Here is a 22,128-nt window from a genome sequence, read left to right as displayed (position 1 = left end):
GTTTTTTATTGTTTATGAGCAAGTATGTTTCAAATGGAATCATCAACCAATCTGGGTTTCAAATAGACGGTATGCCAAATGGAAACAAGATTGGCGCGAGATAAATAACCCCTAACAGCAGAATGAGCGAGAGCGATAGGAGGATAGAGAAAATCGATTGGGCAATTCTCCTTTTATTAGGGTTTTCAAAGGGAATTCCAATAACCCCTAAGATCAAGGTGACCAGCAGAAAAGGGATAAGGGAATAAATCCATGTCTGGCTGCTAAAGGCCGAGCCGAATATCATAAAGAAGATAAAGACGATAAAGGCGAGCAGTGTGAGGAGAAAGGACCATTGGTTGGCAAAGGTCTGAACCGCACTCTTTTTTTCTGATTTCATGTTCACCATTCCTTTGTGTAAATCTATAGACCATTATATAATGGTTCCGAATATTGGGAATGGGGTAAAAGTCTCTCCTTGCTGATTTATACATCTAGTATTAAAAACCATATGTGGGATTTATGGAAATAGATGAAGTGGTTGTTATTTACCTTGCATGAGGAAACACGTATAATAAATGGAAAGACGAAGAAATATGAGGGATTATTGATGAATGATAAAATGGATTTTATAGAGAATATTGGGTTAAATGAAAGGCTGAATCTTCACGAAATTCCAGAGATTGACCTTTATATGGATCAAGTCATTCAATTATTCGAGAATAAGTTTAAAGAAACAAAGCGGACTGATGATGAGAAGATTCTTACGAAAACGATGATTAATAATTATGCGAAGGCTAAAGTGTTCTTCCCAATCAAGAATAAGAAATACACGAAAAGGCACTTAATCTTGCTCAGTCTTATCTATCAGCTAAAAGGAAGCCTGTCCATCAATGAAATCAAAGGGATTCTTGACCCGCTCAATGAAAGAATTATGAAGGATGATCTCTCAATTGACTGGCTGTATGAGGCCTTCTTGAAGCAAACGGATAAGAATGCCGCCATTTTCACGGAAAGTATCGAAACAAGCATGAAGGAGCTTAAGGAGACAGCAGGAGCTAGTCAGGAGGAGGATGCGGAATATTTTGAGGAACTATTGGCCGTAGCATCGCTTGCTCATATGAGTCAATTGTATAAGCGGGCTGCTGAGAGCTTAGCCGCCAAGATTGAAGATAGACAGCCGAAAAAGGGGTAAATAAAAACCCCTTTTTCAGAAACCTGAATAAAGGGGATTGTCCGCGTTTTGTGTGTGAGTTGATGCGCTTTTGACAGCATCGGCTCTTTTTATTTGGATTTGATCTTTCCAGTCCATTTCTTGAAGCCGCCATCAAGCTGGTAAAGGTCGCGGTAGCCGTTTTTGTATAACATTTGAGCTGCTCTTGTGCTTCTCATACCACTTTGGCAGTATAAGTAGACAGGCTTGTCCTTGCGCAATTCCTTCATGCGCATCTTTAATTGAGTGGATGGAATGTTGCGGGCTCCCAAAATATGTCCGCCGTCAAATTCATTTTGTTCACGAACGTCAATCAGCTGGGCTTTCCGGTATCCAGCTTTGAACTCTTCTTGGGATAAGGTCTTAACCATTTTTTTTGTAGAGAAATAGCTGTAAATTGAATACGCAATGATCAGCACAGCCAGGCCAATCAGAATATATGTCGTTGGTGTCAATGAAATCCCCACTTTCTCGTTTGTTCCCTCATTTATTATACAGGGAGATATTTTGTCTGGCAAAATTTTTTTATGGCAATCCCTCTAAAAAGAATGCTTTAATCTTTACGACCCCTCCTTCGGACCGATATAATTTATATTCTGGCATTCGACATCAGTCTTCATCAAAAGGGGTTCATAAGCCAGAATAAGGACGAATATTGTAGAATGTAAGGCAAAAGTCCTAAATCCTAGTTATTGTTTGATTTTGTTCAAAATGGGTAGAAAAATGTTCATAATCGCAGATTCTCTTAAAATTCTGCCCATAGAGGAAGATTGACAATTCATTCGATAAATGCACAAATACAATATATAGTATGCGTTGAAAAAATAGGGACACAATATGTAGTTGAATTTCAAAAAGACGTATGATAACGTTATTTATATTAAAACAAACTGCATCAGAGAAAGAAAAACATTCATGAAGAATACTTAAGAGGTTGGGAGAGATCATATTGTATACTGCTGTTAATCATAAGCTGTCTGTAAATGTCGAAAGGTTGAATAAGGATATTGCCAATTTTCCACAGGTGTTTCCAATAACACCCGACATGAATAAGACTTATAAAGGTGTATCAAGACTTGTTATGATCGATCGCTATTCGTTTAAGGATACGGAGAAGCTTACGCTTGCCAATGGGGACTTCGTTGTCTTGACGATCAAGGAAGATCCAAAATTCCCAGCCCGCGGACTAGGATATATTCAAGAAATTGATTGGGAAAAGAAAACAGCCCATGTGCTTGTAGAAGAAGAATACAGAGCTTCGTTGGACAAGCATGATGAAATGAAAACAGGTTTGATTTGCAAGTCGCTTGATGTCATTGAAAAGCCGCTTGAGATTTACTATGAGCAAATCGCGAAACGCAATGCGCGCGGTTTGGCACAAGTGGAGAAGACAGAAGAGAAGCGTCAGGAATCCTTTGAGAGATTCTATCAGCAATTGGTTCAAACAAACTTTATCCCTGCTGGCCGTGTGCTGTATGGAGCTGGATCGGAGACAGAGGTGACATATTTTAACTGTTACGTTATGCCGTTCATCAAGGACAGCCGTGAGGGTATCTCTGAACACCGCAAGCAAGTTATGGAAATTATGAGCAGAGGCGGCGGAGTAGGTACAAACGGTTCTACCTTGCGTCCACGAAACACCCTTGCCCGTGGTGTTAACGGCAAATCCTCGGGAGCGGTTTCCTGGCTTGATGATATCGCGAAGCTGACTCATTTGGTCGAACAAGGCGGTTCACGTCGCGGTGCGCAAATGATTATGCTTGCTGACTGGCATCCCGATATTGTTGAGTTCATCATCTCTAAGATGCAAAATCCGAAAATCCTGCGCTTCTTGATGGAAGTATCAGAAGATGAGACGATTCAAAGGCTGGCTGCAGAGAAATTAAAATTCACACCTCTTTCCATTCAGGAACAAGCCATGTATCAGGGAATCGTGAACTATAAGACCATTCCAGGACTAGGCGGTTTCAGTGAAGCCATCATTCAAGAAGCAGAGGAAAAACTGGCGCACGGCGGCAATGACGCTGTCCATAATCCAGACTTCCTAACAGGTGCAAACATCTCTGTCTGCTTGACAAAGGAGTTCATGGATGCTGTTGAGAATGATGCTGAATATGAATTGCGCTTCCCTGATGTAGAATCCTACAGCCCAGAGGAAATGGAAATCTATAATAATGAATGGGCGGATTGCGGAGACGTACGGGAGTGGGAAAAACGCGGCTATGGTGTGCGTGTTTACCGTAAAGTGAGAGCGAAGGAATTATGGAATTTAATTAATATTTGTGCTACTTACTCTGCGGAGCCTGGTATTTTCTTTATCGATAATGCCAATGACATGACTAATGCAAAGAGCTATGGACAAAAGGTCGTTGCGACAAACCCATGCGGTGAGCAGCCTTTAGCTCCTTATTCCGTATGTAACCTGGCAGCCGTGAACTTAGCGGAAATGACAGATAAGGACGCAAAAACGGTCAATTTCGATAAGCTGAAGGAAACGGTTAAAGTCGGTGTTCGCATGCAGGATAATGTCATTGATGCGACTCCATATTTCCTTGAAGAGAATAAACGCCAAGCCTTGGGCGAAAGACGTGTCGGCCTTGGAGTTATGGGTCTTCATGATATGCTCATCTACTGTGAGAAAGAATACGGCTCAAAAGACGGCAATGAGCTTGTTGACCGTGTATTTGAAACAATTGCGACTGCAGCCTATGAGGAATCCATTGAACTCGCTAAGGAGAAGGGAAGCTTCCCATTCTTGGTTGGAGATACTGAGGAAGAAACAAAAGCATTGCGTGAAGCCTTTATTCAATCCGGCTTCATGAAGAAAATGCCGGAGCATATCCGTCAAGATATTCTCAAATATGGAATTCGCAACTCTCACCTGCTTACTGTTGCACCGACAGGAAGCACGGGAACGATGGTAGGAGTATCGACAGGACTTGAGCCATACTTCTCCTTCACTTACTTCAGAAGCGGACGACTCGGTAAATTCATTGAAGTAAAAGCGGATATCGTAGAGGACTACTTGGCGCGCAATCCTGAGGCAGATCCTCATAACCTTCCGGAATGGTTTGTATCTGCGATGGATCTCACTCCTGAGAAACATGCGGATGTACAGTGCATTATCCAGCGCTGGATCGACAGCTCCATCAGTAAGACGGTTAATGCTCCGAAGGGCTACTCTGTCGAACAGGTTGAGAAAGTGTACGAGCGTCTTTATAGAGGCGGAGCAAAAGGCGGTACCGTGTATGTGGACGGAAGCCGTGACACGCAAGTCTTGACTTTGAAGAAGGAAGAGAGTACCGAGACAGCTGAAATGCCAAAGGAAAGAACGGAACAGCATGTCGTGCTAGTTGACACCATCAATGCGCTTGAATCAACGAGCGTCACTATTGGAAGCGAAGTCGGCAACACTTGTCCGGTTTGCCGAAAAGGCAAGGTTGAGGAGCTTGGCGGCTGCAATACCTGCACGAACTGCGGCGCGCAGCTGAAATGCGGATTGTAATCCAATAAGGCTAAGGCAATGATTTCAAAAGGATGGCAAACTTTCTTGCCATCCTTTTTTTGTGTCTTGAACATACTACCTGTAAGGTAGGTGAGATGATTGAAACCATTCATTCCTCAACTGGTCTATTTTGAGCCTAAGGCTTTAGACTATCCATTAGGTCAAGAACTATGGGAGAAATTCCGGACAATGCCGAATGTTGAGATCCGCCAGACAACCTCCCATAATCAAATTAGGGACCTTCCTGGAGAAACGGAACTGCAGAAATATCGAATAGCCAAATCGACGATGGTGGTAGGCTTGAGGAAAACCTTGAAATTCGATACCTCCAAGCCATCAGCAGAATATGCTATCCCGCTTGCGACAGGCTGTATGGGTCATTGTCATTACTGTTATTTGCAGACGACACTTGGGAGCAAACCGTATATACGCGTGTATGTTAATCTGGAGGAGATTTTTGACAAAGCACTCACCTATATAGGTGAACGTGCACCAGAGATTACCCGCTTTGAGGCAGCCTGTACGTCAGACATTGTCGGTATTGATCATTTAACCCATTCATTGAAAAAGGCAATAAATTTTTTCGGGGAAACTGAGCTTGGACGCTTACGTTTTGTGACGAAATTTCATCATGTCGATCATTTGCTTGATGCACGGCATAATGGACATACGAGCTTCCGATTCTCCATTAATTCCCGCTATGTCATCAAGAATTTCGAACCGGGTACGTCCTCGTTTGATGAAAGGCTGGAGGCGGCCAGAAAGGTAGCAGCAGCCGGTTATCATTTAGGATTTATCGTAGCCCCCATCTATATGCATGATGAGTGGGAGGAGGGCTATGCGGAGCTGTTTGACCGGCTCAAAAAGGCGCTGGGGGAATATGCGGATCTTCCGCTTTATTTTGAACTCATCCAGCACCGTTTCACAAAGCCGGCCAAAAAGGTTATTGAGGCCAGATATCCGAAATCAAAACTTGAGATGGATGAAACGAAACGAAAATATAAATGGGGCAAGTACGGGATTGGAAAATATGTTTACCCGGATGATGAGGCTGCCCGTTTAAGAAGTCATATTGAAGAATCTATCCAAGCTCACTTTCCGCAGGCAGAAATTAAATACTTTACCTAAACCGTTCTAAAATGCACTCCTACTGCTTAAAGATGATAAGTAAGCGAGAACATCTTGGGAGGGAGTGCATCGGTTTGTACATAGATGGTGTTTTCTGCGGCGGGGGAATCAAAGGATTTGCCCTTATCGGTGCCGTGATGGAGCTGGAGCAGCAGGGATACACGTTTAAACGTGTAGCGGGAACAAGTGCAGGCTCCATTATTGCTGGATTTCTCGCGGCTGGATACAGTGGTGCTGAGATTAAGCTCTTAATGGAGGATGTTGAGCTCAGCCGGTTATTGGAATCGAAGAAACGGATCCAATTTCCTTTTGCCCGCTGGTTGAAATTATATTGGACGATGGGTTTATATAAAGGAGATGCCCTAGAGTGCTGGATCAAGGAAATTCTTGAGAAAAAAGGGATTCATACTTTCGGAGATCTTTCAGATAAGCAGCTGCGTATCATTGCCTCCGACCTATCAAATGGGCGTATGCTTATATTGCCTGATGATCTTGCTGCCTATAATATTGAACCGAAACAGTTCCCTGTCGCAAAAGCGATTCGGATGAGCTGCTCCATTCCCTTTTTCTTTGAGCCGATCAAGCTGAAAACAGTCGGGGAAAAATACATTGTCGTCGATGGCGGGGTGTTGAGTAATTTTCCGATGTGGTTATTTGATCAGGATAATATTAATCCTATCAGACCAGTACTTGGTCTTAATTTAGTTCATGAGAAGACAGAGAAGAGCAAAGAGGAAATCACGAATGCGATTGGTCTTTTTTCTTCTCTTTTTGAAACGATGCGTAATGCACATGATTCTCGTTATATCTCACGTAAGTTTGTCAAAAATATTATTTTTATCCCAGTGAAGGATGCAGGTTTTATTGAGTTCTCGCTGACAGATGAGCAAAGGACAGGACTGGTTGAAAGCGGACGGAGGGCTGCGGCTCAGTTCGTCAAACATTGGACGCATCGAATAAAGAAGAAAATGAATTAAGAAAAAAGGTTCAAGCACAATGCTTGAACCTTTTTAGCTTGTTTAAAACAGGGCGCGATTTTTTTTGCGGGCCTTTTTGCCTTCGATGACAGTCAACTGAATGTTTGATTTCTTTTTTGGCTTGTTAATTAAGGTTTCTTTTGAAATCACGGTTAGTCCATGTGTATTATGGTGCTTGCTTCTTTTGGGTTTCATCGTATCTTGTTTATGTTTCTTAGCTGAGATTCGGGCTGCCTTCCGGTATGCTTGACGCTCTTTGCCTGTTTTGCCTGAGCTACCTTTCAGCATGAATCGTTTGTACACAAGATAGATTACCCCAATGATTGCCGCTCCGATAAGCACACTTCGTATGAATGATGCAGCGTTGTACTGCAATGTATAAATCAAGCCCACTACCGCTAATCCCAGAAGAACATAAATGATGATAGTTGATTTGTTACGATTCATAGAAAGCACCTCCTTAAGAGCATCATTAGCGTATTTATGGGAATTTAAACAGCTATACCAATAAATTTTTCTCTTAATTTTAATTTACACAATTTTCTCTCCGTTCAAACCTTGTCCAGCCCTCTTTTCGGCTTCAAGCATGTTATTGAAGGAAATGATGGCGGTTTGAATCTGGTCATCATTCGGTTCCTTCGTTGTCAGAAGCTGCAGCCATAGACCTGGGTAGCCAAGAAAACGGAGCACTGGTACATCGCGCAGCTTATTGGTCAGCTGTAAAACCTCGAAGGAGAGGCCCAGAACAACCGGAATGAGAGCCAACCGGTTTAGAATCCGTGCATATAACGGATCGGTCGGGACGAACATATACAGGAACAATCCAACAACGACAGTAAAGAGAATGAAACTGCTGCCGCAGCGGTAATGAAGCCGGGATGCATGTCGTACGTTTTCAACAGTCAATTCCTTATTTGCCTCAAAGGCGTTAATGACTTTATGTTCAGCACCATGATATTGGAACACGCGCTTAACGAGAGGTGTCATGGAAACAAAGTATATATACAAAAGTAATAATGTTAATTTGAAGAATCCTTCTATTAATATTTGAGCTCCCTTTGCCGGTGCGACACCTTGGAAGATTGCCGCCAAGAATACGGGGATGAGGGTGAACAAAACTTTCCCAAGAATGAACGATAGAATGCCGACAGCTGCGACACCGAGAATCATGCCTAGCTTTGAGCTTTCCTCTTCCTGTACGATTTGGTCGTCATCCTTCGGGTCAACATCAAAGCGGTCAGTAGAAAAGGATAGATGCTTTGAGCCGACGGCGCTTGATTCGATAATAGCCACGATGCCTCTGAGAAAAGGGATTTTCTTAAGTTTTTGAATGGTTGGATGGCTCTTTCGCGGCATCGAAAAGGAATCGTATGTTCCATCCTTCCGTTTGATCGTTGTCACGGTGCAATGTTTGCCGCCGAACATGACTCCTTCTACGACAGCCTGCCCGCCGTAGACTGGTTTATTTTCCACTGTATTCACCACTCCATGTTATTTATAGTATGAATGTTTATCTTCTTATTTTACCGAATCTTGAGGGATATCTCTACTATTGGATTCATTCATCATGAAGTTTGCTTAAACGGTACATACTAGTCTATGAGGTGAAGATGAATGGAAGAGAATGTAACAGAAGTAAAAGAGCCATTAAGCTATGGAGCTACAGTGACAGCGATTGGTTTGTTCGCTGGTGTGTTTTGGGGGGCAATCTTTCAATTATTTGTGTATTTTAACTTTACGGAAATTGGCCCTGCCTTTGTGATACGGTCTTGGATTAAGGCTGATTTCGCCAAGGGATGGGTGGGTGTCATTCTCTCACTTGTTTGTCTATCCGTGATATCCTTGCTGTTTGCCTATTTGTATTCCGTTGTTTTTCGCAAAATATACTCCTACTGGCTTGGTGTTGGTTATGGTCTTGTTATTTGGGCATTGATTTTCCTTGTGTTAAGGCCTCTGTTCCCAGGCATGAAGACCGTAATGGAATTGTCCTTCCATACAATCCTTACAACCGTATGCTTATTTCTCCTTTATGGGCTATTCGTCGGTTACTCCATCAGTTTTGAGTATAACGAAAGACAGCTGGAAAAAAAGGGGCAGACAGAAAATAACGAAGCTCAGGTATAAATATATAGTGGTCCCTTTCCTGCATATGATAAAATGATTAATATCCATTAAAGGCTTACTTTAGCGGTTGGTCATACATATATACAGGGGCTTTAAGCCTGGCTCCGGAACAGGCAGCAGCTATTATATTAGATAAGGGAGAGAATGTATAATGGAAAAATTACAAAGATTTCGTGAAAATCTTGCCGCAGAAAAAATAGATGCCATGATTATCACAAATCCTTACAACCGAAGATATATCTCAAATTTCACAGGTACATCAGGCATAGTTGTCATTTCTGAAAAGGAAGCAAAATTTATTACAGACTTTCGTTATACGGAACAAGCGGCCAAGCAGGCGGTTGGATTTGAGATTGTTAAGCATACCGGTCCGATTGAGAATGAGGTGGCGGCACAGCTTAAAGCAATGGGCGCCAAGAAAGTTGGCTTTGAGCAGGATGACCTTACATTTGCCCTATACAAAACCTATGAAGGCGTGGTAGAGGGGGAGCTTGTTCCTTTATCCGGCTTTGTAGAAAAATTGCGCTTGATTAAGACTCCTGAAGAGATTAAGATATTAAAGGATGCGGCAGACATTGCAGATGCTGCCTTTGAGCATATTTTAGGGTTTATCCGTCCAGGTTTGACGGAAATGGAAGTTTCCAATGAGCTTGAATTCTTCATGCGTAAAGCGGGTGCTACCTCTTCTTCCTTTGATACAATTGTGGCTTCCGGCGCGCGTTCGGCGCTTCCGCATGGTGTCGCAAGTGATAAGGTGATTGAGAAGGGTGATTTTGTCACTCTGGATTACGGCGCACTCTACAAAGGGTATATATCTGATATTACCCGTACAGTTGCTGTTGGTGAACCAAGTGATGAGCTGAAGAAGATCTATGGGATAACGCTTGAAGCGCAGGTTTATGCGATGGAAAATATTAAACCTGGCTTAACAGGCAAACAAGCAGATGCACTTGCACGGGATATCATCGCCGCAAAAGGCTATGGTGAATATTTCGGACATTCCCTTGGTCATGGAATCGGCCTTGAAGTCCATGAAGGCCCTGGCTTGTCCTTTAAATCAGATATAGTCTTAGAGAAGGGCATGACCGTGACATGTGAACCAGGCATTTATTTACCGGGAGTCGGCGGCGTGCGAATCGAGGATGATTTATTGCTGACAGAAGGCGGCAATGAAAGATTGACCCATTCAACAAAAGAATTAATTATTTTATAAGGCAGTAGGAGGCTATTATCACATGATTTCTGTTAATGATTTCAAAACAGGCTTAACAATCGAAGTAGACGGCGGTATTTGGCAGGTTATCGAATTCCAGCACGTAAAACCAGGTAAAGGTGCGGCATTCGTGCGCTCTAAATTACGTAACCTTCGTACAGGCGCGATTCAAGAGAAAACATTCCGTGCCGGTGAAAAAGTATCGAAAGCGCATATCGACAACCGCAAAATGCAATACCTTTATGCAAGCGGCGATAACCATGTATTCATGGATAACGAAACATATGATCAAATCGAATTGCCTACTGCGCAAATCGAATATGAATTGAAATTCTTGAAAGAAAACATGGAAGTGTCCATCATGATGTTCCAAACAGAAACACTTGGCGTTCAGCTTCCAACAACTGTTACATTAGAAGTAACTGAAACTGAACCAGGCATCAAAGGGGATACAGCATCCGGCGGTACGAAGCCGGCAACTGTTGAAACCGGTCTTGTTGTTCAAGTTCCATTCTTCGTAAATGAAGGAGACAAGCTTATCATCAATACATCTGACGGTTCATACGTTTCCCGCGGATAATCGATTGTCTTATAAGAAAAAGCTGCAGAGCACGCCAATCATTCTTTTGGCAGCCTGCAGCTTTTTTTTGCACCCAGGAGAGCGCTCCTGGGTGTTTTTAGTACCTGGAACACTTGTCTAATCTTTTTCTGGGTTGAAGGGACATAAAATACTTGTCCATGAATACATTTTAAGTAAATGACACATATAGCGAGGGAGATGTATGGAAGGAGTATTGGAAATGCTGCCCAAGGCTATTCTCGCTGACATGACGGGAATGACCTTGAATGAAGAGGATGTGGAGGAAATCCGTATCCGTGTCGGAAGGCCGCTCGAAGTCATGGCAGGCAGACAGGTTCATTACGGGAGACGGCCCGTCGGACGGGAGGAGGCTGAGATCTTCATGAACAAAATCAGTCAATTTTCTTTCTATATGCTCGATGAAGAATTGAAGAGGGGCTATATCACCATTAAGGGAGGACATCGAATTGGCATCGCGGGGAAGGTGATTCTTGAAAATGGCAGTGTGAAGGGGATACGGGAGGTCACCTTTTTTAATATTCGAATTGCCAGACAGAAGAAAGGACTTTCAGAGGGGTGGATACCCTACTTGTACCAAGGGCGGTGGTTATCCACTTTAGTCATCGGTCCGCCTCAATCAGGAAAGACAACCTTTCTGCGAGATTTAGCCCGGATTGCCTCGACAGGAGATGAAAGGCACCGGATTTCGCCTAAGAAGGTTGGGATCATAGATGAACGTTCGGAAATAGCGGGATGTGTTCACGGGGTGCCGCAGATGGAATTCGGTATCCGAGTAGACGTGCTTGATGCCTGTCCAAAGGCGGAAGGAATGATGATGATGATTCGATCCATGAGTCCAGACATTCTCGTAGCAGATGAAATAGGAAGAAGAGAGGACAGAGATGCTGTCATGGAAGCGGTCAATGCAGGTACCGCTCTCTTTATCACAGCTCATGGTCATAGTTTAGAGGATATTCTGTCAAGACCCAGTATGAAAGCAATTATTACAGAGGCGCAGTTTGAACGGTTTATCGAACTTGCGCGGATAGACAAGCCGGGGTGTGTGGTCAAGGTCAGAGATGGAACAGGAAAAATCTTATATGACGGAGAAAGAGTGAGGACATGATTAAACTACTTGGTGCCGTGCTGATCGTTTTTTCAACCTCCTGGATAGGGTGGGATTTCTCGAAACGGCTGATTGCCCGACCTAAGCAAATACGGGATTTGAGGGCTGCATTGCAAATCTTGGAGGCAGAAATCATGTATGGTCACATGCCGCTAAGGGAAGCTGTTTTGAAATTGGCCAAGCAAATTCCCGAGCCGGTTGCAAGAGGCTTTACCTTGTTTGCAGATTACTTGAACGAAGAAAATCAGACGGTCACGAATGCCTGGCGTCAAAGTATCGAGGAAATGATGAAATGGACTGAGCTTGAGGATAAAGAGGCCGAAATCCTTCTTCAGTTTGGAGAGACTCTTGGAAAGCATGATCGGGATACGCAGCGGAAACAAATTCAACTGGCATTGACACATCTCGAGCGGGAGGAAATGCTGGCACTCGATAAACAAATGAAATACGACAAGATGGTGAAAAGTCTTGGTTTCTTCTCAGGTCTTTTAATTGCCATCCTATTGTTGTGATGAATAGGGGGAAATGAGCGGAATGGGCATCGATATTGATATTATTTTTAAAATTGCGGGTGTTGGACTGATTGTCGCTTTCATTCATACGATTCTCGATCAAGTCGGCAAGAAGGAGTATTCACAATGGGTAATCTTGGTCAGCTTTATTTATATTTTGTTCAATGTTGCCCAAGTTGTCGGGCAGCTGATTGACCGGATTAAATCCGTATTCCTATTTCAATAGAAGCTTGGGGTGATGAGCCATCGAAATGCTGCAAATAACCGGTGTAGCCCTGATTGGGGCGTTCCTTGCCATGATTATAAAGGAGCAAAAGCCAAATCTCGCCTTTTTGCTTGTTGTCTTTGTTGGAAGCTCAATCTTTTTATTCCTAGTCGACAAGATTTACGAAATCATCCAAATGGTTCAACAATTGGCCGTAAACGCCAATGTGAACATGGTGTATTTATCAACTGTACTGAAAATTATCGGAATTGCCTATATCGCGGAGTTTACGTCTCAAATCACGAAGGATGCCGGGATGGGGGCGATTGCCTCCAAGATTGAGCTCGCAGGAAAAATTCTTATCCTGACGATGGCAATCCCAATCTTGAGCGTAATTATCGAGAGCATCATCCAGATGATCCCGAATTAACTCCCGGATTGGGAAGCAATTAAAGGGGCTGAATATTTATATGAAGCATTTTTTGCGGACAAGCATTCTACTCTTCATTCTTCTATTTCTTTGCAGCTATAGCCAGCAAGTGTTGGCTGCCCCGGGAACAACGACCGTAAACACGCAGCAAGAGGAGGCGGTTGAAACATTCGGTGTGGAGGACATTCCGCTTGATGACTTAAAACAGTTTTGGGATTCGGTCTATGACCAATATGGCGGTTTTCTACCGGAATCTCAAAAAGGGAGTTTCTTCGATTTCATCAGCGGAGAAAAAAAATTCTCCTTTAAGGAGTGGCTTTCTGGAATCATTCAGTTTATCTTTCATGAGTTAATCGCGAATGGAAAGCTGCTTGGAACGCTCATTCTGCTGACGGTGTTCAGTGTCTTTCTCCAATCTTTGCAAAGTACCTTTGAGAAGACATCTGTCAGCAAGGTGGCAAACTCGATTGTTTTTATGGTTTTAATGATTATTGCACTGAACAGTTTCTATGTGGCAGTCAATTATGTCACCTCGACAATTTCACAGATTACCGATTTTCTGATTGCACTAGTGCCGCTACTATTAGCTCTGATTGCAAGCTCAGGCGGCGTCCTCTCTGCGGCCTTCTTTCATCCGATGCTCTTATTCCTCATGAACACGAGCGGTGCCCTGATTGAGTACATCGTCCTGCCGCTGCTCTTCCTCTCAACCTTACTGAGCATTGTCAGCATGCTGTCAGAGCATTATAAGGTGACCCAGCTGGCCGGACTGTTACGAACATGGAGCGTTGGTCTTTTAGGAATTTTCATGACTGTTTTTCTTGGTGTGATCTCGGTTCAAGGAATTTCAACAGCGGTTGCTGATGGAATCGGCCTGCGTACGGCTAAATTCCTGGCAGGAAATTTCATCCCGGTCATCGGGCGGATGTTCACGGACGCTGCGGATACAGTCATAGGGGCATCTCTGCTCTTAAAGAACACAGTCGGAATTGCTGGTGTGGTCATGCTTTTGATTATGGCTGCATTCCCTGCTTTGAAGATCCTGTTGATTGCTCTCGTTTATAAATTTGCCGCTGCCATCTTACAGCCTCTTGGGGCAGGTCCCATTATTAAATGCTTAGATGTGATTGGCAAGAATATCATTTATGTCTTTGCTGCATTGGCCATTGTCAGTCTTATGTTCTTTCTGACGGTCACGGTAATTGTTGCTGCTGGAAATGTCACAATGATGGTTCGATAGGAGGGAGCTGTCCATGTCTTTTTTGACAACATGGGTGACCAATATTATTGTTTTCATCTTATTCGCTGTTGTGCTGGACATGCTCCTTCCCAATTCATCGATGCAGAAGTACACCAAGCTTGTGGTTGGGTTATTGCTGACAGCCATCTTTTTAACCCCGATTCTTACCTTGCTTAAGCAGGACTTCACCAGTGATATTCAGCATAAAATCATGTCCAACGGGGTTTGGGGCAATCAGGAAATGGAAAATTCGCTGGAATCGAAGAAAAAAGAAATAGAAGAGACGCAGCAAGCATATATATTGGAACAGATGGCTGTCCAACTGAAAAGTGAAGCAGAAAAGGAGCTGACAGAAAGGAGTGGGTACGAAATCCAAGATGTGGAGATCCGGCTCATCAATCCTAAAGGGGAGATGAAGGAGGAAAACATCGAGTCCATTCATGTCACCCTCGTAGAACAGAGCAAGGAAGAGGCAGAGGGTGTACAACCTGTAGAGAAGGTTGACATTGACTTAGAAGAACAGCAATCGCTTATAACCGCACCTTCACCCCAGATACAGGAAATTTTGTCGGAGAAATGGGGAGTTAGCAGCAGCAAATTAATAATCGAAATCAATGAAGGGGGTGATGGTCTTTGAATAAAGAAAAACTGAACAAACTCAAAGGGATGTTTATGAAACAGGATGGAGACGGAAAGAAACCGCCATATCGGAATATTGCCATCCTGCTTCTGGCCGGCATCCTGCTGATGGTCAGCAGCCTGTTTATCAATCGGGGGGATGAGACAAAGGACAAGACCAACGCGGTGTTTGAGGCGGCCAGCAAGGAAGTGAAGGAGGACGCAGCTGAAACATTCGGCTCCGGCAATTCCAAGAAAACCGGCACGATTGCTTCTATTGAGAAAGCTTATGAAAGCGAGCTGAAGGACACCCTTGAGACGATGAATGGAGTTTCTAATGTATCCGTGATTGTCAATGTCGACTCGACGGAGGAAAAAGTGTATGAGAAAAATGCCGTATCCCAGCATCAAATCACGGAGGAAACTGACCGTGACGGGGGAGAAAGAAAGGTAGAGGATTTCTCAACCGATGAGAAGGTTGTCATCATCCGGGAAGGTGACAAGGAGGTCCCGCTTGTTCAGCAAACAAAAAAACCCACCATCAGGGGAGTACTGATTGTTGCCAAGGGAGCAGATAATATCAGCATAAAAAAGGAAATAGTAGAAGCTGTCACACGCGTGCTTGATGTACCAAGCCATCGTGTTGCTGTTAGTGCCAAAAAATAACGAAATAAGAGGAGGAACTATCCGTGTTGCTAAGAAAACAAACAGTATGGTTGTTGACAATGTTAAGTTTGGTGGCGGTCTTGAGTGTCTACTATATTACTTCTCCGCAGGAAACTACTGTGAATCAGGAAGCACAGGAGGAGACGGAAAACGGAAAAGGCGGGGATAGCGGCAATGCTGAACAATCCACTGTCGTATCTAATGAGGCAAGTGATTCTGCGTTTGAGGCGATGCGCATGGACTTGAATGATGAGCGCAGCAAGGAGAAGGAACAGCTGACTGAAAAGGTAGCATCAAGCGATCTGTCAGAGGAAGAGCGGGTAGACGCGCATGAGCAGATTGAGCAGCTGGATGAATTGTCGACAAAAGAGGATATGCTTGAATCAATGATTGTCGCCTTAGGATATAAGGATGCGTTAGTGAGAGCAGACAACAACCAAATCCAAATCACTGTTAAAGCAGAGAAGCCTAATGCTGAGGCTGCTAACAAAATCATTCAAATGGTCACTAAGGAAATCGGCAAGACAAATGCTGTTGCAGTAGAATTTCAGCCGGAAAAATAAATCAATAAAACAGTTGAATGAACAGGTGGAAAGGCCGATTTGGTTTTTCAATCTGTTTTTTCTTTTTGGGGTAAAGGTTTCGACCGGCTGTGTTGAAGGAGCGTATAACAAACCTTGCAGGGAATTAGAGTATGTACCCTCCCGCTCAATCTTGGCCGTTATTACGTAAATAATCTTTATTAAATCTTTTCGAATAAGCTAATATTGCCGCCTAACTGTTTTTCTGCGAAAGAGTAAGGTGGCTAGGCAGTCATGAGAGGGTGAAAAAAATTATAAAAGTGTAGAGTTATGTGTCAAAAGTATTTTTTGACATTGACTATTTATATAACAATATTTTTTAATGATAATCATTATATTTATATATAAAATTTTGGCAGTTTTAAAGCAGAGAAGTTCCTGGGCTGCTGATATCAGTCTTTTAACCGTTCACTTTTCTGCCAAAAAATATTATGATAGGCTTATATGGTATTTTTTACATATTCATGCTTTTATGAATTATTTTGTAAATAACTAGGAGGGCTGAATCTTGATGAAGGTACAGGAAATACGTGAAATCATTAGATTAATCGATCAAACAAGTATTGATGAATTTGTCTTTGAACAAGAGGGAACCAGACTTGAAATCAAAAGAGGGGCAAAGGAAAAACTTGAAGCCGCCTCAGCTCCTGTTCCAGAAGTTGTGAAAGCTCCAGCTGCCCAAGCAGAAATGCCTAAGCCTGCCGAAGCACCGGCAGCAAGCCCGGCGCCAATACAGTCAGGTGAAGCATCCGTGCCAGCGGCCAAGGATGAGACAAGCTATCATAAGATTACGTCCCCAATGGTTGGAACCTTTTACAAGGCCTCCTCACCTGATGATGATCCATTTGTGAAGGTTGGAGACCGAGTAGGGAACGAATCCGTTGTCTGCATCGTTGAAGCAATGAAATTATTTAATGAAATTGAAGCGGAAGTATCCGGTGAAATCAAGGAAATTCTTGTAGAGGACGGCCAATTGGTTGAATACGGACAGCCTTTATTCTTGGTAAAACCCGAATAGGAGGAACAAGATGATTAAAAAAGTTCTAATTGCCAATCGGGGCGAAATAGCGGTCCGAATTATTCGGGCATGTAAAGAAATGGACATTGAAACAGTTGCGGTTTATTCAGAGGCAGACAAGACAGCCTTGCATGTACAATTAGCGGATGAAGCTTACTGTATTGGTCCGACCACATCAAAAGACAGCTACTTAAATACAACAAACATTATAAGCCTGGCGAAGCTGACAGACTGTGATGCCATTCATCCGGGATACGGATTTTTGGCAGAAAACGCTGATTTCGCTGATATGTGTGAAGAGTGTCATTTAACCTTTATCGGTCCATCCTCTGAGGCCATTTCAAAAATGGGGACGAAGGATGTAGCCCGTGAGACAATGCGAGCGGCTGGTGTTCCAATCGTTCCCGGCTCAAGAGGGATTGTTGAGGACGAGGAGGCAGCTGTTAAAACAGCTGAGAGCATTGGCTATCCGGTCATCATTAAAGCGACAGCCGGCGGCGGCGGCAAAGGGATCCGGGTGGCGAAGGATGTGGATGAACTTCGGAAGGGTTATCGAATCACAAGGCAGGAGGCAGCAACAGCCTTCGGCAATCCGGGTGTATATTTAGAGAAATTCATTGAGGATTTCAGACATGTGGAAATCCAGGTACTTGGTGATCATTATGGCAATGTCATTCATCTTGGAGAGCGTGATTGCTCTATTCAAAGACGGCTCCAGAAATTGCTTGAGGAAACTCCTTCACCAGCCATTGACAGCGAGATGCGTGATGAAATGGGACAGGCAGCCGTCACTGCTGCGAAGGCTGTACAATATTCCGGTGCCGGTACGGTTGAATTCATTTATGATCATGTAAACCGTAAGTTTTATTTCATGGAGATGAATACGCGTATCCAGGTTGAGCATCCTGTAACAGAAATGGTGACAGGGATTGACTTAATCAAGGAGCAGATTCTTGTTGCATCTGGCGAGAAATTAACCATTCAGCAAGAAGATGTACAAATGAATGGATGGGCGATCGAATGCCGTATAAATGCGGAGAATCCGGAGAAGAAATTCATGCCGTCAGCAGGCATGGTGGATATGTATCTTCCTCCTGGAGGCTTTGGCGTCCGGGTTGATTCGGCAGTGTATACCGGTTATTCTATCCCGCCGTTTTACGATTCTATGGTCGCTAAATTAATCGTCCATGCACCATCAAGGGAAGAAGCAATCAAGAAAATGAAAAGAGCCTTGGATGAGTTTGTCGTAAAAGGTATTGATACGACAATCCCTTTTCATTTAAAATTATTAAATCATGATGTTTTTGTTTCTGGTGATTTTAATACGAAATTCCTTGAAACTTACGACGTGATGAACTCATAATAGAGTAGATGATTTGGAGGTGTTAGACATGAGTGAAAATCATGCATTGGAAATGGATGGATATGATGGCGGTTTAGGCAAGGTTGAAATTGCCCCTGAAGTCATTGAAGTAATTGCTGGTTTAGCTGCTTCAGAAGTGGAAGGAATCGCACAAATGAGAGGGAATTTCGCTTCAGGCGTTGTCGAAAAGCTAGGAAAGAAAAACCACGGAAAAGGCGTCAAGGTTGAGCTTAGTGAAGATGGCATTAAAATAGATGTGTATTGCCTGGTGAAATTCGGAATCTCCATCCCGAAAGTTGCGCAGGAAGCACAGGATAATATCCGCCAAACGTTACTTAATATGACTGCGCTCGATGCGAATGAAGTAAACATTCACATTGTCGGCGTACAATTTGAGACAGCAAAAGCTGAACCTGAAGTAGAAGAACAGCATTAAGAACATCCATAAGAGACCATGGCCCTTTTTATAGGGTCCTGGTCTCTTATTGTATGTATACGGATGAACGGAGGCGGGAATACTTCATGCGGAGATTCTGTCGTCCATGAGAAAAGAATTTGATGCAGCAATTTCCAAAAAGATGACCGCACACTACCTTTCAAGGGCTTGATGTGTTATTATCTTCATATATGAAATGAAGTGCGAGCAGATGCTTCGTATTTTTAGACAAAGGAGTAATAGTAATTCATGAAACGCAGAGAGGCAAGAGAAAAGGCTCTTCAAGCTCTTTTTCAAATAGATGTAGGGAAAGTCGAAAAAGAAACAGCGCTGGAGCATGTAATTGAAGAATCTGAAGCAGATTCTTATCTAATGGAATTGGTAGACGGCGCAACAGACCATGCAGCTGAGGTTGATCGGATGATTGAGTCGAACCTGGAGAACTGGAAGCTGGACCGTTTATCGAATATTGACCGTAATATCCTTCGATTGACAACATATGAGCTTCTATACAGCAAGGATGTTCCGCAAAATGCTGCCATCAATGAAGCTATTGAATTGGCTAAGCTGTTTGGTGATGACCAATCGCCGAAATTCGTGAACGCTGTTTTATCTAAGATTAAGAATTCTTTATAAAGCTTTGCTATAAATAGAGAGTGAATTAAGGGGGAGCAGGAGTCATGCCAGCAAACATATTAGACGGAAAAGCCATATCGGCCTCTATTAGAGAGGACATTGCCAAGGAGGTTGAAATACTGAAGGGCAAAGGGGTAACCCCGGGGCTTGCAGTTATATTAGTTGGAGATGACCAAGCTTCTCATACATATGTCAGGAACAAGGAAAAGGCTTGTGAACAGCTTGGGATGTACTCGGAGCTTATCAAGCTTCCTGCCTCTGTCACGGAAGAGGAATTGCTTGGTCGTTTACGTGAATTAAATGCTGATCCAAGGATAAACGGCATATTGGTTCAATTGCCATTGCCAAAGCACATTGATGAAAAGCTCGTCATCGAAACCATTGACCCTGCAAAGGATGTCGATGGCTTCCATCCTATTAATATTGGGCGCATGATGACGAAACAAGAAGCTCTTCTTCCGTGTACGCCATTTGGCATTCTGAAGATGGTAAAGGAAACGGGAATTGACATTAAAGGAAAGCATGTCGTTGTTATCGGCCGAAGCAATATTGTCGGTAAGCCGGTTGGACAGCTTTTCCTTAATGAGGATGCAACAGTTACCTACTGTCATTCCAGAACGAAGGATTTGAGAGCCTTCACCACTCAAGCGGATATATTGATCGCCGCTGTCGGGGTCGCAAAAATGGTTAAAGCGGAGGATGTCAAAGAGGGAGCAATCGTCATTGATGTCGGCATGAACCGGGATGAGGAAAATAAGCTTTGCGGGGATGTTGATTACACGGATGTCGCCCCTAAGGCCTCCTACATTACCCCTGTGCCAGGCGGTGTAGGACCAATGACCATCACGATGCTGATGTACAATACTGTTCAGGCAGCAAAGATGGTCCAAAAGCAATCATAAATTTCAATGTTACCTGAAAGCTGCCGGAAATTGCTATAATGAGATTTGCGGCAGCTTTTTTTCTATGGATGAATATTATGCCAAGGAGGCCATGCCAATGGACAAAAATCAATATTTAACAGTGGCCGCCCTCACGAAATACATTAAGCGCAAGTTTGATGCAGACCCTAATTTAGATAATATTTATTTGAAAGGGGAAATCTCAAACTTCAAAAGGCATTCAAGCGGACATATGTATCTAACGTTAAAGGATGAGAAATCACGCATTAATGCTGTCATGTTCGCTCAATCGGCAAGAGGGCTTGCCTTTGACCCTGAGAATGGGATGAAGGTGCTTTTGCGAGGAGAGGTCCGTGTATACGAGCCGACAGGCGGCTATCAAATGTACATAAAAGAAATGATGCCTGATGGAATTGGAGAATTATTTATCGCTTATGAGCAATTGAAGAAAAAGCTCGAGCAGGAAGGTCTTTTCGACATTCGGCATAAACAGCCAATTCCAGCATTTCCAGCGAGAATCGGAGTCATTACCTCCCCGACTGGAGCAGCGATAAGAGACATCATCACGACCCTAAAGAGGCGTTACCCAATTGGAGAGGTCCTCATTTTCCCTGCACTCGTCCAAGGACAACAGGCAGCGCCGTCCATCGTTAACGCCATTGAGACGGCGAATCAGCATCCAATTGATGTCTTGATTGTCGGGCGCGGAGGCGGGTCTATCGAGGAGCTATGGGCCTTTAATGAGGAACCTGTCGCCCGAGCCATCTTTAATTCACAGATTCCGGTTATCTCAGCTGTCGGACATGAAACAGATACGACGATCAGTGACTTCGTTGCTGACCTGAGGGCACCGACACCAACAGGGGCAGCGGAAATGGCTGCACCAAAGGTGAGTGATATCGCTGAGAGAATCAAGATGATGGAAGCAAAAATCAGCCGCTATACAACGCAACGTATTGAAAGTGAAAAGAAACGACTCGTGTCAATAGAAAAATCTTATGCCTTTAAATACCCGCATCTGCTGTATCAGCAAAAGATGGAACAGCTGGACCGAGTGACGGAGCGGATTGCACGCAACAGTACACTTTACTTTGAACGTAAAGGAGACAAGCTCGAGCACTTGGCGAAGATGATTGAACGTCATAATCCGCTGAGCACAATCTCGAAGAAATCAGCGGATATCATACAGCTGCAGGGCCGAATGACAAGGGCAGAGGCAGCCATTATTCGGCGTAAGCAGCAGGCATACTTAAACAGGGTGTCTCTCTTAAAGGCTGTGAGTCCGCTCAAGATTATGGAGAAAGGCTTCGGCCTTGTTTATAATGAGCAGGATGAACTGATTAAGACAAGGGATTCGGTGAAGGCCGGCGATCGATTGACCGTTGTCATCCAGGACGGAAAGCTGGATTGTACCGTTAATGAGATTAGGGAGAGTGATTCCAATGACTAAGGAACAGTCAAACATTACTTTTGAGGAAGCGATGGAAAAGCTTGAAAAAATCGTAGGGCGTTTAGAGGATGGAGAGGTGCCGCTGGAGGAATCCATTAATCTTTATAAAGAGGGAATGGAATTATCCAAATGGTGCCATGATAAGCTAAAGACCGCCGAGGAGCAGCTTACGCTTATCATGAAAGACGATGCGTTAAAACCATTCTCTATTGAAGAGGAGGAATAA

26 protein-coding genes are annotated in these 22,128 nt (G+C 43.6%); 22 read left to right on the top strand and 4 right to left on the bottom strand.

Annotated elements, in window-relative coordinates:
- Positions 1 to 58: 58 nt before the first annotated feature.
- Positions 59 to 379 carry a hypothetical protein gene (locus ACI35L_RS11310; protein WP_049670173.1) on the bottom strand — a complete coding sequence of 107 codons (321 nt, stop codon included), beginning with the start codon at positions 377 to 379 and terminating at the stop codon, positions 59 to 61.
- A 132-nt stretch (positions 380 to 511) separates the two neighbouring features.
- Between ACI35L_RS11310 and ACI35L_RS11305 the strand changes: the two genes are divergently transcribed.
- A complete protein-coding gene (locus tag ACI35L_RS11305; RefSeq protein WP_231589484.1) occupies positions 512 to 1,174 on the top strand; it encodes a DUF1836 domain-containing protein in 663 nt (220 codons plus the stop codon).
- 89 nt (positions 1,175 to 1,263) lie between these two features.
- On the opposite strand, the gene ACI35L_RS11300 is transcribed toward ACI35L_RS11305, so the two are convergent.
- Complete coding sequence (locus ACI35L_RS11300) at positions 1,264 to 1,563, bottom strand: rhodanese-like domain-containing protein (RefSeq protein WP_082197241.1); 300 nt, start codon at positions 1,561 to 1,563, stop codon at positions 1,264 to 1,266.
- A 578-nt stretch (positions 1,564 to 2,141) separates the two neighbouring features.
- Between ACI35L_RS11300 and ACI35L_RS11295 the strand changes: the two genes are divergently transcribed.
- The 3 genes from ACI35L_RS11295 to ACI35L_RS11285 all read left to right on the top strand — a co-directional run bounded on the left by ACI35L_RS11295 (position 2,142) and on the right by ACI35L_RS11285 (position 6,802).
- On the top strand, positions 2,142 to 4,697 hold the full coding sequence (locus tag ACI35L_RS11295; protein WP_049670175.1) for a vitamin B12-dependent ribonucleotide reductase: 2,556 nt from the start codon (positions 2,142 to 2,144) through the stop codon (positions 4,695 to 4,697).
- Between the two features lie 99 nt (positions 4,698 to 4,796).
- Complete coding sequence (gene splB, locus ACI35L_RS11290) at positions 4,797 to 5,825, top strand: spore photoproduct lyase (RefSeq protein ID WP_439802916.1); 1,029 nt, start codon at positions 4,797 to 4,799, stop codon at positions 5,823 to 5,825.
- Between the two features lie 74 nt (positions 5,826 to 5,899).
- Positions 5,900 to 6,802: a patatin-like phospholipase family protein gene (locus tag ACI35L_RS11285; protein ID WP_049670177.1), complete on the top strand. Its 903-nt coding sequence runs from the start codon at positions 5,900 to 5,902 to the stop codon at positions 6,800 to 6,802.
- Between the two features lie 42 nt (positions 6,803 to 6,844).
- On the opposite strand, the gene ACI35L_RS11280 is transcribed toward ACI35L_RS11285, so the two are convergent.
- Together ACI35L_RS11280 and ACI35L_RS11275 are read right to left on the bottom strand one after the other, a co-directional pair.
- On the bottom strand, positions 6,845 to 7,249 hold the full coding sequence (locus tag ACI35L_RS11280) for an SA1362 family protein (protein WP_049670178.1): 405 nt from the start codon (positions 7,247 to 7,249) through the stop codon (positions 6,845 to 6,847).
- An 84-nt stretch (positions 7,250 to 7,333) separates the two neighbouring features.
- Positions 7,334 to 8,284 (bottom strand): DUF1385 domain-containing protein, encoded by a 951-nt coding sequence (locus tag ACI35L_RS11275; protein WP_439802915.1) that lies wholly within the window; start codon positions 8,282 to 8,284, stop codon positions 7,334 to 7,336.
- 132 nt (positions 8,285 to 8,416) lie between these two features.
- Between ACI35L_RS11275 and ACI35L_RS11270 the strand changes: the two genes are divergently transcribed.
- The 18 genes from ACI35L_RS11270 to xseB all read left to right on the top strand — a co-directional run bounded on the left by ACI35L_RS11270 (position 8,417) and on the right by xseB (position 22,128).
- The gene (locus ACI35L_RS11270) at positions 8,417 to 8,926 is read left to right on the top strand and encodes a YqhR family membrane protein (protein WP_049670179.1); all 510 of its coding nucleotides are present in this window, start codon (positions 8,417 to 8,419) and stop codon (positions 8,924 to 8,926) included.
- A 151-nt stretch (positions 8,927 to 9,077) separates the two neighbouring features.
- Positions 9,078 to 10,139 carry a M24 family metallopeptidase gene (locus tag ACI35L_RS11265; protein WP_049670180.1) on the top strand — a complete coding sequence of 354 codons (1,062 nt, stop codon included), beginning with the start codon at positions 9,078 to 9,080 and terminating at the stop codon, positions 10,137 to 10,139.
- Positions 10,140 to 10,161: 22 nt separating this feature from the next.
- Positions 10,162 to 10,719 carry an elongation factor P gene (gene efp, locus ACI35L_RS11260; RefSeq protein WP_049670181.1) on the top strand — a complete coding sequence of 186 codons (558 nt, stop codon included), beginning with the start codon at positions 10,162 to 10,164 and terminating at the stop codon, positions 10,717 to 10,719.
- Between the two features lie 202 nt (positions 10,720 to 10,921).
- Positions 10,922 to 11,845, top strand: coding sequence for a stage III sporulation protein AA (gene spoIIIAA / locus ACI35L_RS11255; RefSeq protein WP_049670182.1), 924 nt, complete (start codon positions 10,922 to 10,924; stop codon positions 11,843 to 11,845).
- A complete protein-coding gene (gene spoIIIAB, locus ACI35L_RS11250; RefSeq protein ID WP_049670183.1) occupies positions 11,842 to 12,357 on the top strand; it encodes a stage III sporulation protein SpoIIIAB in 516 nt (171 codons plus the stop codon). The genes spoIIIAA and spoIIIAB overlap by 4 nt, the downstream gene beginning before the upstream one ends.
- Positions 12,358 to 12,379: 22 nt before the next feature.
- Complete coding sequence (spoIIIAC, locus tag ACI35L_RS11245) at positions 12,380 to 12,583, top strand: stage III sporulation protein AC (RefSeq protein WP_049670184.1); 204 nt, start codon at positions 12,380 to 12,382, stop codon at positions 12,581 to 12,583.
- A gap of 25 nt (positions 12,584 to 12,608) precedes the next feature.
- Positions 12,609 to 12,992, top strand: a complete 384-nt coding sequence (spoIIIAD, locus tag ACI35L_RS11240; protein WP_049670185.1) for a stage III sporulation protein AD — start codon at positions 12,609 to 12,611, stop codon at positions 12,990 to 12,992.
- Positions 12,993 to 13,032: 40 nt separating this feature from the next.
- On the top strand, positions 13,033 to 14,232 hold the full coding sequence (spoIIIAE, locus tag ACI35L_RS11235; RefSeq protein WP_049670186.1) for a stage III sporulation protein AE: 1,200 nt from the start codon (positions 13,033 to 13,035) through the stop codon (positions 14,230 to 14,232).
- 13 nt (positions 14,233 to 14,245) lie between these two features.
- Entirely contained in the window at positions 14,246 to 14,869 is a 624-nt protein-coding gene (gene spoIIIAF, locus ACI35L_RS11230; protein ID WP_049670187.1) for a stage III sporulation protein AF, read from the top strand.
- A gap of 29 nt (positions 14,870 to 14,898) precedes the next feature.
- Positions 14,899 to 15,516: a stage III sporulation protein AG gene (spoIIIAG, locus tag ACI35L_RS11225; RefSeq protein WP_439802918.1), complete on the top strand. Its 618-nt coding sequence runs from the start codon at positions 14,899 to 14,901 to the stop codon at positions 15,514 to 15,516.
- Between the two features lie 23 nt (positions 15,517 to 15,539).
- Entirely contained in the window at positions 15,540 to 16,079 is a 540-nt protein-coding gene (locus tag ACI35L_RS11220; RefSeq protein WP_049670188.1) for a SpoIIIAH-like family protein, read from the top strand.
- A gap of 529 nt (positions 16,080 to 16,608) precedes the next feature.
- A complete protein-coding gene (gene accB / locus ACI35L_RS11215; RefSeq protein ID WP_439802917.1) occupies positions 16,609 to 17,115 on the top strand; it encodes an acetyl-CoA carboxylase biotin carboxyl carrier protein in 507 nt (168 codons plus the stop codon).
- A 10-nt stretch (positions 17,116 to 17,125) separates the two neighbouring features.
- The gene (accC, locus tag ACI35L_RS11210; protein ID WP_439802914.1) at positions 17,126 to 18,478 is read left to right on the top strand and encodes an acetyl-CoA carboxylase biotin carboxylase subunit; all 1,353 of its coding nucleotides are present in this window, start codon (positions 17,126 to 17,128) and stop codon (positions 18,476 to 18,478) included.
- Positions 18,479 to 18,506: 28 nt separating this feature from the next.
- Positions 18,507 to 18,914, top strand: coding sequence for an Asp23/Gls24 family envelope stress response protein (locus ACI35L_RS11205; protein WP_049670190.1), 408 nt, complete (start codon positions 18,507 to 18,509; stop codon positions 18,912 to 18,914).
- Between the two features lie 249 nt (positions 18,915 to 19,163).
- Entirely contained in the window at positions 19,164 to 19,550 is a 387-nt protein-coding gene (gene nusB, locus ACI35L_RS11200; RefSeq protein ID WP_049670191.1) for a transcription antitermination factor NusB, read from the top strand.
- 44 nt (positions 19,551 to 19,594) lie between these two features.
- The gene (folD, locus tag ACI35L_RS11195; RefSeq protein WP_049670192.1) at positions 19,595 to 20,452 is read left to right on the top strand and encodes a bifunctional methylenetetrahydrofolate dehydrogenase/methenyltetrahydrofolate cyclohydrolase FolD; all 858 of its coding nucleotides are present in this window, start codon (positions 19,595 to 19,597) and stop codon (positions 20,450 to 20,452) included.
- A gap of 97 nt (positions 20,453 to 20,549) precedes the next feature.
- Positions 20,550 to 21,902: an exodeoxyribonuclease VII large subunit gene (gene xseA / locus ACI35L_RS11190; protein ID WP_439802913.1), complete on the top strand. Its 1,353-nt coding sequence runs from the start codon at positions 20,550 to 20,552 to the stop codon at positions 21,900 to 21,902.
- Positions 21,895 to 22,128, top strand: coding sequence for an exodeoxyribonuclease VII small subunit (gene xseB, locus ACI35L_RS11185; RefSeq protein WP_049670194.1), 234 nt, complete (start codon positions 21,895 to 21,897; stop codon positions 22,126 to 22,128). Before xseA ends, xseB begins: the two co-directional genes overlap by 8 nt.

The organism is Pradoshia sp., from assembly GCF_051873915.1.
Lineage (GTDB): Bacteria > Bacillota > Bacilli > Bacillales > Pradoshiaceae > Pradoshia.
Note: the sequence above shows the minus strand (reverse complement) of the source record. Positions and strands in the feature narration are given on the sequence as shown.

Excerpts from the sequence above, each read along its gene's own strand:
- spoIIIAF (WP_049670187.1), top strand. The coding sequence starts at position 14,246 with ATGTCTTTTTTGACAACATGGGTGACCAATATTATTGTTTTCATCTTA.
- xseA (WP_439802913.1), top strand. The coding sequence starts at position 20,550 with ATGGACAAAAATCAATATTTAACAGTGGCCGCCCTCACGAAATACATT.
- ACI35L_RS11280 (WP_049670178.1), bottom strand. The coding sequence starts at position 7,249 with ATGAATCGTAACAAATCAACTATCATCATTTATGTTCTTCTGGGATTA.
- spoIIIAC (WP_049670184.1), top strand. The coding sequence starts at position 12,380 with ATGGGCATCGATATTGATATTATTTTTAAAATTGCGGGTGTTGGACTG.
- xseB (WP_049670194.1), top strand. The coding sequence starts at position 21,895 with ATGACTAAGGAACAGTCAAACATTACTTTTGAGGAAGCGATGGAAAAG.
- spoIIIAD (WP_049670185.1), top strand. The coding sequence starts at position 12,609 with ATGCTGCAAATAACCGGTGTAGCCCTGATTGGGGCGTTCCTTGCCATG.
- spoIIIAA (WP_049670182.1), top strand. The coding sequence starts at position 10,922 with ATGGAAGGAGTATTGGAAATGCTGCCCAAGGCTATTCTCGCTGACATG.
- ACI35L_RS11300 (WP_082197241.1), bottom strand. The coding sequence starts at position 1,563 with ATGGTTAAGACCTTATCCCAAGAAGAGTTCAAAGCTGGATACCGGAAA.
- spoIIIAB (WP_049670183.1), top strand. The coding sequence starts at position 11,842 with ATGATTAAACTACTTGGTGCCGTGCTGATCGTTTTTTCAACCTCCTGG.
- ACI35L_RS11205 (WP_049670190.1), top strand. The coding sequence starts at position 18,507 with ATGAGTGAAAATCATGCATTGGAAATGGATGGATATGATGGCGGTTTA.
- nusB (WP_049670191.1), top strand. The coding sequence starts at position 19,164 with ATGAAACGCAGAGAGGCAAGAGAAAAGGCTCTTCAAGCTCTTTTTCAA.
- spoIIIAE (WP_049670186.1), top strand. The coding sequence starts at position 13,033 with ATGAAGCATTTTTTGCGGACAAGCATTCTACTCTTCATTCTTCTATTT.
- ACI35L_RS11270 (WP_049670179.1), top strand. The coding sequence starts at position 8,417 with ATGGAAGAGAATGTAACAGAAGTAAAAGAGCCATTAAGCTATGGAGCT.
- folD (WP_049670192.1), top strand. The coding sequence starts at position 19,595 with ATGCCAGCAAACATATTAGACGGAAAAGCCATATCGGCCTCTATTAGA.
- ACI35L_RS11305 (WP_231589484.1), top strand. The coding sequence starts at position 512 with ATGAAGTGGTTGTTATTTACCTTGCATGAGGAAACACGTATAATAAAT.
- accB (WP_439802917.1), top strand. The coding sequence starts at position 16,609 with ATGAAGGTACAGGAAATACGTGAAATCATTAGATTAATCGATCAAACA.
- ACI35L_RS11265 (WP_049670180.1), top strand. The coding sequence starts at position 9,078 with ATGGAAAAATTACAAAGATTTCGTGAAAATCTTGCCGCAGAAAAAATA.
- accC (WP_439802914.1), top strand. The coding sequence starts at position 17,126 with ATGATTAAAAAAGTTCTAATTGCCAATCGGGGCGAAATAGCGGTCCGA.
- spoIIIAG (WP_439802918.1), top strand. The coding sequence starts at position 14,899 with ATGTTTATGAAACAGGATGGAGACGGAAAGAAACCGCCATATCGGAAT.
- ACI35L_RS11310 (WP_049670173.1), bottom strand. The coding sequence starts at position 379 with ATGAAATCAGAAAAAAAGAGTGCGGTTCAGACCTTTGCCAACCAATGG.
- efp (WP_049670181.1), top strand. The coding sequence starts at position 10,162 with ATGATTTCTGTTAATGATTTCAAAACAGGCTTAACAATCGAAGTAGAC.